General features: G+C 83.6%; 1 pseudogene. It reads right to left on the bottom strand.

The window, feature by feature from the left end:
- A pseudogene (locus tag QWZ14_RS32150) lies at positions 1 to 779 on the bottom strand (AAA family ATPase); the annotation flags it as partial.

Below are 779 nucleotides of genomic sequence, written 5' to 3'. Positions count from 1 at the left end.
GCCTCGAGCACGAGGGTGGCGCCTTCCGTGGCGCGGGCGCCGGCGAGCGCCTCGCGGGCGGCGGCCACACCGGCGCGGATGGCGGCGAGGTCGGGGATGGCGGCCTGGGCGGCGCGGGCCTGCTCCAGCGCGGCGGTCGCCTCGGCGGCATCGGCGGCGATGCGCTCGAGCTGCGGGGCGAGGGCGGCGACCTGGCTTTCGGCCTGGGCGGCGGCGGCGGTCAGCCGGGCGGCCTCGGCCTGGGCGGCCTGGAGGGCGGCCTCGGCGGCGGCGCGGCCAGCGCGGGCGGCGGCTTCGGCGGCCAGCGCCGCGTCTTCCTGCTGCCGGGCCGCCTCGGCGGCGGTGCGGAGCGTGGCCAGCGGCGGCAGGGCGTCCAGCGCGGCCTGGGCGGCGCCCTCGGCGGCGGCGGCCTCGGTGCGTTCAGCCGTCAGGCGGTCGAGCTGCGGGGCCAGGGCGCCGATGCGGCTTTCCGCCTGGGCGGCGTTGGCGGCGAGGCTGGAGGCGGCGGCGCGGGTGCGCTGTAGCGCGCTTTCCGCCTCGGCCCGGGCGCGCCGGGCATTCGCCTCGGCGGCGGCGGCGGCGGCCTCCGCCCGGCCGGCGGCCTCGGCCTCGGCATTGGCAGCGGCGGGGGCGGGCAGGGCGGCCAGCGCCTCGGCGGCGGGGGCGGCGGCGGCCTCGGCTTCGGCCAGTTCGGTGGCGAGGCGGGCGAGCTGAGGCTCCAGCGCGCCGAGCCGGCTGCTGGCGGCGCCGGCGGCGGCGGTCAGGCGGCTGGCCTCGGC

The organism is Paeniroseomonas aquatica (genome assembly GCF_030409335.1).
GTDB lineage: Bacteria > Pseudomonadota > Alphaproteobacteria > Acetobacterales > Acetobacteraceae > Belnapia > Belnapia aquatica.
The sequence above is the reverse complement of the archived record's forward strand: the minus strand, read 5'-3'. Positions and strand labels throughout refer to the sequence as shown.